This is a genomic window from Candidatus Hydrogenedentota bacterium, assembly GCA_012523015.1.
Lineage (GTDB): Bacteria > Hydrogenedentota > Hydrogenedentia > Hydrogenedentales > CAITNO01 > JAAYBJ01.
The window spans coordinates 1-9,940 of sequence record JAAYJI010000309.1 but is presented as its reverse complement, the minus strand read 5'-3'; the positions used below and the strand labels follow the sequence as shown (position 1 = coordinate 9,940).

Genomic DNA, 9,940 nt, shown 5'->3' with positions numbered 1-9,940 from the left:
GCTTTACTCTGCCTATGCCCGCGGTAAAAATGCCAAAGAGCTTGCCGTTGTTTTGGGTGAGTCTGCCTTGAGTGAAGTGGATCTCCTGTATGTGAAATTTTCCGATGCCTTCGAAGACCGTTTTATCCGACAAGGAGAAGACGAAAACCGAACGATCGAAGAAAGCCTGACGATTGGTTGGGATTTGTTGGGAATGCTTCCCAAAAGCGAGCTGAAGCGTGTTCGTGAAGAATTTATCGAGCAATACTATCCTGCTAAAGCCTAAGCAGATCACCCAGGAAGGAATATTCAGAAGATGCGTCTTGCTGTAAATCCTACCCGTATGGAAATGTTGAAGTTGCGTAAACGCCTTGCCGTTGCGCAGCGTGGACATAAATTACTCAAAGATAAACTTGACGGGTTAATGAAAGATTTCGGGGAAATTGTCGCCAGCTATAAAGAGTATCGTTTGGCGATCGACAAAGAACTGCCCGAAGTATTGAAACTCTTTGTGCTTGCAGAAGCGACCTCGTCGCGCCTTGTTTTGGAAGATGCTTTGGAAGTAACCCGTCAGGAACTGTTCATCGAAGAGAAGCATAATCGTGTGATGAGTGTGTTGATTCCTCATCTTGATGTTACTTTTGGTAAAAGCTTGGGCGGCTATTCCATGGTTCATACATCTGCAGAACTGGATAAAGCCATATCTGGACTAAAAAAATTCTTGCCCCGATTACTAAAAATGGCGGAGCTGGAAGAAACAGTTCGGCGCATGTGCCAAGAAATTGAAAAGACCAGAAGGCGCGTGAATGCTTTGGAACATACCATGATCCCTCGGATGCAAGAGACGATCAAGTATATCAACAGCAAACTGGATGAAATGGAACGATCCACCACGAGTCGGCTGATGAAGATTAAAGAACAGCGTTTGGCACTGGACAATCAATAAGAGTCTATACCCTTCATGCGTAGTTGAATGCTGTGGAGAGCTGTTCACACAGAGGTGGTTTTAAGGAATATTTGGCATTGACCGATGCTTCTCCTTTTGACATCAGGTCTCTGTTAATGGTATAAAAGAAGTCCTGCACTATTTTAGGCGTTTCTGCGAATCATCTTTTCGATTCAAATAAAAAACTTACTGCCCACTTTTTTCGGAATCAATATCAGGATATTGTGCCTATGCTTATCGGTAGTCAATCTACTAGTACGCTTATGGATGTCTTCCGTATCGGTATGACCGAAGTCATACGTGCCACCGGATTACCTCAAGAAGCGACATTTATCGCCAATAATTGTAAATTGATCGCTAAAGGAAAAGACCTCGCCAACCGCATTGATTCGCTGAGGATTCTTTTCACACCGCGCGAAGGTGTTGATCCCAAAGAGATAGAAAATGCTATCAGTGAGGCTCGCCTTGGAACGCTTTTCAAGTTTGAAGATAATCTTGTCAAAATTACGATTCCTCCTTTTGAATGGCGGCAGCTGCCCGTATTAGCGCCCTTAGACGGTATTGTTGATAAATATGTTGCCACGAGCCTGCGTTCTGAAACGTGGGAGCTCCAAGTCGCGAAGTATGTCGATCACGGCTTTAATATCAACGTGTTGATTGAGCGGATGAAAGCGCGCAACGCTTCTGACCTTCATCTGCGTGCCGGTAACCGGCCTTTTATTAGTGTTGACAACGATCTGGAACCCCTCGAAGATATGCCGATCATTTCCAAAGAAGACATGACCTTGTTCATGATTCAGCTTGGCGGAGAATCGGAGCTGCGCTTGCTCGAAACGGAACGGGAATCCAGCTTTCAATACCACGCCGCAGGCATTGGATATCTTCGTTGCAGTGGTTATATCAAAAGCAGCGCTATGGCGCTTGCATTGCGCTTGATTCCTGAATCGCCCTTGCCTTTTGAAGCCCTTAATATTCCTGATGTGGTTAAACGAGTTTGTCATAAGCACAGAGGGCTCTTTTTGGTTTGTGGTGTGACGGGCAGCGGTAAATCAACAACCCTTGCCGCCATGATTGACTATATCAATGAGCGGCGCCGCAGCCATATCATTACTATTGAAGACCCTGTCGTATACGTGTATACCGACAAAAAAAGCATTATCTCGCAGCGTCAAGTTGGACGGGATACCCACTCCTTTGGCAACGCGCTTCGCGGCTCATTGCGTGAAGACCCGGATGTCATTCTGGTCGGTGAAATGCGCGACATGGAAACCATTCGTGCCGGGTTGAGTGCCGCGGAAACAGGTCACCTTGTTTTCAGTACACTGCACACCACAACCGCTGTGGATACGATTAACCGCATGATTAGTTACTTCCCGCAAAATGAACGTGACTTGATCCGGCAGGAAATCGCGTTTACCTTGCAAGGTGTGGTCTGTCAGCGCTTGTTGAAAAAAGTTGGCGGCGGTCGTATTCCCGCTGTAGAAATTCTGTTGGGCGGTATGCCTATTGTCCGTGATGCCATCCTTGATGGCGATTTAGACAAACTTCATGGTATCATTGAAGTAGATAGTGACATGCGCAGTTTTGATCAATATGCTGTTGAGTTGTATCAAAAGGGGCTTGTTAATAAGGAAGAGGCAATCAGCGCATGTAGTAACGAAGAGGGATTTCAGCGTATTATTTCCGGCATTAAATCGTCAGAAGGGCGTAGATTGCTTAAGTAGCGGATTGCCCCTACACCATGTATGCCTCTTTATACTCTTGTCAGCATAGACTGTGATATACGATTTGTTAACAGTCCGATTCGACGGTCTCAATACCTTGGGGGAATCGGAACTTTGTTTCTCCCTATGGAATGCCAGACATAAATTGACGCAGCATTTACTTTCCATGCAATCATTATGAACACATCATTTTATCTTATCGACGCAATGGCTTTTGCCTTTCGTGCTTTTCATGCCATTAGTGCCAATCTAACGGACAATCAGCAACGACCTACAAACGCCATATTTGGCTTTACGCGGATCCTTCTCAAGATACTCAAGGAACAAAAGCCCGATTATATTGCTGTTGTTTTTGACGCTCCCGGAAAAACATTTCGTCATGAGTTATATCCGGAATACAAAGCGAACCGTGCTGCCGCGGCACCGGAGTTTATCGAACAAATCCCACGGATGCATGATGTGGTCCGTGCCATGAATCTTCCCTTAACCCTTCTGCCCGGCGTAGTGGCAGACGATGCGATTGGCACGCTGGCTCGGGCCGCTGAAAAACAAGGTCATGACGTGGTCATTGTAAGCGGCGACAAAGATTTGCTGCAATTGGTGAGCGACAAGGTTCATATGATGGATCCGGGCAAAACCAAGGGGCCGGAAAAATGGACACCTGCGGAAGTGGAGGAGCGCTTCGGCGTGGGGCCAAAATATGTGCCTGATGCCTTGGCATTGATTGGTGACAGCGCCGACAACATTCCTGGTGTGCGTCTAATCGGCCCTATGAAAGCGAAGAAGCTCTTGTCCGAATACGGAACACTAGAAGAACTTTATGCTCATGTGGAGGAACAGAAGGGGAAACAACGGGATTACCTAATCGAAGATCGAGAACAGGCCTTTTTCGCGCGCACCTTGATCACGGTTAAGACCGATGTCGAAATGGATACCGATCTCGACGCCTATCAACGCCAAGCTTGGGATTTGGACATTTTAGCCGCGTGTTTTACGGAACTCGGTTTTCATTCTATCCTCGAAGAAATTAGCAGTAACAAATCCGAAACTGAGCCTCCCCAAAACTACAGCCTGATCCACAACCGCAAAGAACTGAGGGGTCTCGTCGAAAAACTTTCCCAATGCGACGTCTTCGCTTTGGATACCGAAACAACCCATGTGCATCCCATGCTTGCTGATTTGGTGGGTATTTCGCTTTCTATGGAAGCGGGAACCGCTTTTTATATTCCGGTGAATCATGGAAACGGGGATCTTGAAAGTCTGATGACCGACACCGACGATCCGGAAGTTTCCGTAACCTTGCAAGATGTGTTGGATCTATTAAAGCCCCTATTCGAAAATCCCGCCATTGGGAAAATAGGGCACAATATTAAGTACGATATGATTGTGTTGAAACGCAGTGGTATCGATTTACAAGGGGTCACCATGGACACCATGCTTGCCTCTTATTTGACTGAGCCCTCCCGATTAAGGCACAATTTAGACGAGTTAAGCCTTCATCACCTCAATCATAAAGCGATTCCCATTTCTGATTTACTTGGCAAGGGAGCGCAAGCCCGCACCTTTGATCAAATCCCTCTGAATCAGGCCGTTGAGTACGCTTGTGAAGAAGCAGACCTTTCACTTCGACTGGAACATGTGTTCCGCCCCCGTCTTTCTGAACTGGGGCTCAATGGGTTGTTAAACGAGATCGAAATTCCCCTCATCTACGTGCTTGCCGGTATGGAGATGCAGGGTATTTCCATTGACGTTAATCTCTTTAACAGGCTGCACCGGGAACTGGTCGAAAATTTATCGACACTTGAATCTAAAATACATGATCTGGCGGGAGAAGCTTTTAATATTAATTCGCCCAAACAGCTGCAGCATATTTTGTACGAGAAAATTGGGCTGACGCCGTTGCGAAAAAATAAAAGCGGTTATTCCACCGATGTGGATTCGTTGGAGGCGCTGGCAAGTGAGCATCCCCTTCCCGAGGCGGTTCTGGAATACAGAAGCCTCGAAAAGCTGCGCGGTACCTATGTGGAAGCCTTACCAAAATTGGTGAACCCGCAAACGGGACGTATTCATACCTCTTTCAACCAAGCCGTTGCGGCAACGGGCCGATTGTCCAGCAGTACACCGAATCTCCAAAACATTCCAACGCGAACAGATCTGGGCAAGCAAATCAGGGAAGGCTTTATTGCGAGCAGCCCCACGAAGCGGCTCATATCAGCGGATTACTCACAAATTGAATTGCGTATTTTGGCGCATTTGACGGGTGATGAAACCTTGCGCACTGCTTTCGCCTCTGATGCCGATATTCATAAAGAGACTGCGGCACGTATTTTTAATGTTGCGCCCGAAGCAGTGACTGCGGACATGCGCCGACAAGCGAAGGCCGTTAATTTCGGGGTTATCTATGGTATGGGGGATTTTAGCTTAGCAAAATATACGGGATTAGACCGAAATCAGGCCAGAGCTTTTATCCAGCAATATTTTGATACCTATCCCGGCGTGGCGAAATGGCTTGAAGAAGTCAAAGAACTTTGCCGAAAACAAGGCTATGTGACAACACTGATGAATAGACGTCGATACATTCCCGATATCAATAGTACCCGCTCAATGGCCCGTGCCGCCGCAGAACGGGTGGCAATCAATACACCGGTGCAAGGTTCGGCAGCGGACATTATCAAGATTGCCATGGTTCGGATGTACCAAGCTTTACAAGCCTATCCTGCGCAAATGTTGGTACAGGTTCATGATGAATTGGTCGTGGAATCTGAAGAGGCATGCGCGGAAGAGGTGGCAGCATTAATGCGCTCAATTATGTGCAGTGCTGTGGAATTATCTGTGCCGCTCAAAGTGGATACGGGCATTGGATTCAATTGGGCAGAGATACACTGAGGAACGATTCCTCTTACCATAAACAGTAGTTACGATATTTAGTTTTGAAAATGATAATGATTGCATTTCAAGGAAATAGCAAGGAAAGGATTGTATATGCCTGAACATACTGCTTCAGACACACCTCGTAGTCATCGCCCTGGAAATCCCAAACGAAAAGGACCCTCTACTTCTCGTAATCCGCAAGGAAAATCAGGTAAACCAAGGCACGGCGGACAAGGTCATTCTCAGCGTCGTCCTGCAATCTTGGATGTGGCGAATGAGCCTATGCCGGAACCCGGTGATGGTCCGGAAATTGCCATAAAAGATATGAAAGCCATGACCATGCGGCAACTGAATGATCTTGCCGAACAGCTGGGACTGCGCGAATATGGGGGCCTTAAAAAGCAGGACCTTATTTTCAGGTTGTTGCAGGCGAGCATCGAAAAGTCAGGTTCTGCTTATGGTGAGGGCACCCTTGAAATCTTAACCGATGGTTTCGGTTTCCTTCGTTCGCCGGACTATTCCTATTTGCCCGGTCCGGATGATATCTATGTGTCCCCCTCGCAAATACGCAAATTTGGTCTTCGTACAGGAGACAGCGTAACCGGTCATGTGCGCCCGCCGAAAAGCGGGGAACGGTATTTCGCATTGCTTAAAGTGGAATCGGTCAATGGCGAAAGCCCCGACGAGGCGTATAAACGCATCAACTTTGATAATCTGACCCCCCTCCATCCTGATAAGCGCCTGCGCTTGGAAACGACACAAGACGAAATCGCAATGCGGATCATGGATTTGATTTCGCCCATAGGCAAGGGACAGCGCGGTTTAATTGTTGCCGCGCCCTTTACCGGTAAGACCGTATTGCTTCAAAAAATTGCCAATAGCATTGTCGTCAACCATCCGGAAACAACAGTCATTGTGTTGCTCATTGATGAGCGCCCCGAGGAAGTTACAGACATGCAGCGTTCTGTACAAGGGGAAGTCATCGCGTCTACATTCGATGAGCCGCCCGAACGGCACGTACAAGTTGCTGAAATGGTACTCAACAAGGCCAAACGCTTGGTAGAACACAAACGGGATGTCATTATCCTTCTTGACTCTATTACGCGCCTTGCCCGCGCTTACAACGTCATTGTCCCCGCTAGCGGAAAAGTATTGTCCGGTGGTGTCGATTCTAATGCCTTGCAGCGGCCGAAGCGCTTCTTTGGCGCGGCGCGCAATATCGAAGAGGGCGGCAGCTTGACCATCCTTGCCACGGCTTTGATCGAAACAGGAAGCCGCATGGACGATGTCATTTTTGAGGAATTCAAAGGCACGGGCAATATGGAGCTCCATTTGGATCGTCGTCTCATGGAAAAACGTGTCTTCCCCGCCATTGATGTCAACAAGTCGCGTACCCGTAAAGAAGAATTGTTGATTACGCAAGAAGAATTGGAACGGATCTGGCTGCTCTTTAGAGTGTTGAGTTCCTTGGAATCCACCGAAGCGGCAGACCTGCTTATTGGAAAGCTCAAGAAAACAAAATCCAATGAAGATTTCTTGGCCTCCATACAAAAAATGTAAGAGCGCTTTGGCGCGGAAAGCGAAAGCGAGACAGCCTTCGGGCGTGAATGGAAGCATCGCGGTTAAGGTGGGATGCTTCCGAGTGAGACAATCATGGAAACTTGGCATAAGAGCGATATTCTTTTTGACGGGAAAGTGTTTCGCCTTCGTGTAGGTTCAGTACTGCTGGATACGGGAGAAACAGCCTACAGAGAGGTGGTCGAACATCCCGGCGGTGTTTGTGTGCTGCCCTATACCGGAAAAGAGTTCATCCTGCTCCGTCAGTTTCGGATTGCCCACAATAGAGTTCTTATTGAGGCTCCTGCCGGAAAACTTGAACCCGATGAAACGCCTGAGGAATGTGGGCGCAAAGAGTTGCGGGAAGAAACGGGTTTTGTAGCCGACCAATTCATATCATTGGGGCAGGTGCTGCCCTCCGTGGGGTTCTGCAATGAAATCATCCACCTCTTTCTGGCAAAAGGGCTGCGCCACGTGGGAGCCGAACTCGAACCGGAAGAGCGTATCGAAACCTTCACAATGACCGTGGAAGAGGCACGCGAACAAATGGCGGGGATTGGGTTTGAGGACGCCAAGACCCATGTGATTGTTCACCGTGCTTTAAATTATTTAGAGCCGACCCTAAGCGCTTAACCTGAGCGATTAATACCGGCGCAAAATAAACTCCTTTTCGCTTGTCTACTATTCTTTGGGGAAAACACTATTCGTGTAGGACTGTAGAAAAATATTTTTAAATAATCTAGAGCTTTGTGATATAAGGTTTAAAGATAGGTTCTTGTTATAAAGTTGAACTGAGATAGCCTAGAAGATGGGCGGAAAGAATGGGGGGCATATGTCAAGAGATTCAACAACCTTTAGCTTGCCTTATTTCAAAGAAGACGTATTAGAACTTGCCTGCCAAATTGCAGTTAACCATGACTTTGCAATTACAAGCTTAAACGAGTCGGGGTTTACAGCAAAAGAAGCTTTTACAATGGGGTTTACCTGGCCGGTTACACTTGAGGCACGATTCAAAAATGAGGGAGGCGGCACAAGAGTCACGTTAAACGGGTCAAACTTCGGGTTGGGACCGGTCCAAATGAATCATGTTCAACGGTGCATGACTAAGGTCAAAAACGAATTAGTTAACTCCGTAGGCGCCATGTTAATTCAAGAGGTCGTATATCCGGAATTTCCTTTAGAAGAAGATGAAATGACGATGCCGCTACGAACGAATGGTTATTATTCCACACAAGAGGATTATAGTTTGAAGGAAAAATATTCATCATTTCTCAACGAGTTATCGTCAGATCAGGTAAGAATTGTCGGTTACAGTATTGGTGCTATAGTCGGGGCCATCGTTATATACAAATATGCACAACTCTTTTTTGGTATCAGTCTCCTCATTTGTATAGCTTGGACATTAGAGATGCTCGGCTTCATCAAAGTGGCGAAATGGAGTATTTTTGGACGACTTAAACAAAAATCAAAAACGGGCTATGAGGCTTTGGGGATCATCTCGTATATCGTTTTGGTGATTGCTTTTATCTTCCTAAAAGTATTGTAAGGCTATGGGAAAGAGGGTGAGTCCGCACAAACAGGGCGTGGCGTCGTGGCGCTTCCCAGGGAAGCCGCAATTCTGCAGCTGTGATATACTAGCGGAAATCCTCTCTTTATCAATCAAAGCTTAGCCCATCATGAAAATTTGTTTGCTCAATGTACTGCACGACGGCCGCGACAAACGGATGTACTATAAACTTGCCCGAAGTCTTGCCGAAGCCGGTCATGAAATCATTTCTATCGCTCCCCTTTCAAATGCTTCTCTAGGGCAGACGGATTGGGTGCAATTTATAACCGTGCCGCCGGTGAATCGTTTTTTGGACCGCTTTATCACCATCTTTCGATTAATAAGACTGGGGCGGAAGCAGCGTGCCCAGATCTATATTGCTCCCGAACCCGAGTCGTGGATGGCTGCCTTATGCATCAAAATGCTGAGCAGAACGAAGGTCGTGCTGGACATGCATGAACATATCCCCAGCGAATTTTCCAAATTCTTTCCTTCCTTTTTTCGAAAAGCCATTGAACAGCTTTGCATCGCTTTCATGCGTTTCTGTGCGCGCTTTACCGACCTCATTATCTTGACGCGGGATAGTTTTGATGTCTTTTGGCAAGGGTTGAAAACACCCCGTGTAACCGTCATCAACACGAATCATTTGCAGCCTTTATGCAGAGATATTCCGGAAGAACTGAGCGCCGAATTCGCAGGAACGCCAACCCTGATCCATCAAGGAATCTTCGGCGATATTCGCGGCTCTTACCAGTTATTGGCGGCCATGAAAATCGTGCGGGAACAGCTTCCCGATGCGCGCTGTATCGTGTTGGGAGATTATGTCTATGGAGATAAAGAGGCTTTTCAAAACGCCATTATTTCAGAAGGCCTTGAACACGCCCTTATCATGATTGATCGGGTTCCTTTTGAGCAGGTTCCCGCTTACATAGCCGTGTCGCAAGTGGGACTGATCCTTTTTCAGCCCGGCCTGCCCAATCATAAGCTTGCCATGCCTCATAAACTGTTTGATTATATGCGTGAAGCGAAAGCGGTAATCGTCCCCGATTTTTCTGTAGAGATCGCCCATATCGTAGCCGAGTCAGACTGTGGTTTGCTCGTTGACAGCACGAGCCCCGAGCGTATCGCGGACGCCATGCTTTACTTGTTGCAGAATCCTGATAAAGCCGAAGAATTGGGTCACAATGGGCGCGTGGCAGTGGAAAATAAATATAATTGGCAGGAAGATGAACGTCGTTTACTCCAAGCCATCGGGCGTTTAGGATAGCTATGGGTGGAATTGCCGGCATAGTGGGTCATCCCCAATTTGATCTGGTT

At 47.2% G+C, this 9,940-nt stretch carries 8 protein-coding genes; all 8 read left to right on the top strand.

Annotated features, from left to right (window positions below; translation table 11 throughout):
• Window positions 1-265, top strand: a 265-nt coding sequence (locus tag GX117_13490) for a V-type ATP synthase subunit B (protein ID NLO34343.1), incomplete at its 5' end; no start/stop codon positions are given.
• 30 nt (window positions 266-295) lie between these two features.
• Window positions 296-925 (top strand): V-type ATP synthase subunit D, encoded by a 630-nt coding sequence (locus GX117_13485; protein ID NLO34342.1) that lies wholly within the window; start codon window positions 296-298, stop codon window positions 923-925.
• A 230-nt stretch (window positions 926-1,155) separates the two neighbouring features.
• A complete protein-coding gene (locus GX117_13480) occupies window positions 1,156-2,649 on the top strand; it encodes a PilT/PilU family type 4a pilus ATPase (GenBank protein ID NLO34341.1) in 1,494 nt (497 codons plus the stop codon).
• Window positions 2,650-2,826: 177 nt separating this feature from the next.
• The gene (gene polA / locus GX117_13475) at window positions 2,827-5,535 is read left to right on the top strand and encodes a DNA polymerase I (GenBank protein ID NLO34340.1); all 2,709 of its coding nucleotides are present in this window, start codon (window positions 2,827-2,829) and stop codon (window positions 5,533-5,535) included.
• 294 nt (window positions 5,536-5,829) lie between these two features.
• The gene (gene rho / locus GX117_13470) at window positions 5,830-7,080 is read left to right on the top strand and encodes a transcription termination factor Rho (GenBank protein NLO34339.1); all 1,251 of its coding nucleotides are present in this window, start codon (window positions 5,830-5,832) and stop codon (window positions 7,078-7,080) included.
• A gap of 93 nt (window positions 7,081-7,173) precedes the next feature.
• On the top strand, window positions 7,174-7,710 hold the full coding sequence (locus GX117_13465) for an NUDIX hydrolase (GenBank protein ID NLO34338.1): 537 nt from the start codon (window positions 7,174-7,176) through the stop codon (window positions 7,708-7,710).
• A 175-nt stretch (window positions 7,711-7,885) separates the two neighbouring features.
• Entirely contained in the window at window positions 7,886-8,623 is a 738-nt protein-coding gene (locus GX117_13460) for a hypothetical protein (protein NLO34337.1), read from the top strand.
• 130 nt (window positions 8,624-8,753) lie between these two features.
• On the top strand, window positions 8,754-9,890 hold the full coding sequence (locus GX117_13455) for a glycosyltransferase family 4 protein (GenBank protein NLO34336.1): 1,137 nt from the start codon (window positions 8,754-8,756) through the stop codon (window positions 9,888-9,890).
• Window positions 9,891-9,940: the final 50 nt, after the last annotated feature.